Genomic DNA, 358 nt, shown 5'->3' on the forward strand with positions numbered 1-358 from the left:
CCGCCAGCACGGTCACACTGGCGGGCATCGGCAACGTCAGCATCCCGGCAGGTGCCTTTCCCAGCACATCGACGAATGCCCTGGGACATGCGGAGAGCAAGGAATACGATCCGCGCTTTGGCACACTCACCGCGCTGACGGGGCCCAATGCCCTGACGACGCGCCTGCAGGTCGATGATTTCGGCCGCACCGTGCGCGAAACGCGCGCCGATGGCGGCAGTACCGTCACCTCCTATTGCTATTTGCCGGACCGCGAGATTGCCGACACCAGTTCGAACAGCGCGCACTGTCCGGCACCGCCGCGTGCCGAATGGACACCCGAGGCAATCAGCTTTGTCCACGTCGAGCCGCGCAACAG

At 65.1% G+C, this 358-nt stretch carries 1 protein-coding gene; it reads left to right on the plus strand.

Features of this window, described 5'->3' with window-relative positions; genetic code table 11:
- Positions 1–358: RHS repeat domain-containing protein (locus tag GYK42_RS28880; RefSeq protein ID WP_166450285.1), on the plus strand; the 358-nt coding region annotated here is incomplete at both ends.

Origin of the sequence: Janthinobacterium lividum (genome assembly GCF_011601275.1) — a bacterium.
Classification (GTDB): Bacteria; Pseudomonadota; Gammaproteobacteria; order Burkholderiales; family Burkholderiaceae_D; genus Janthinobacterium; species Janthinobacterium lividum_E.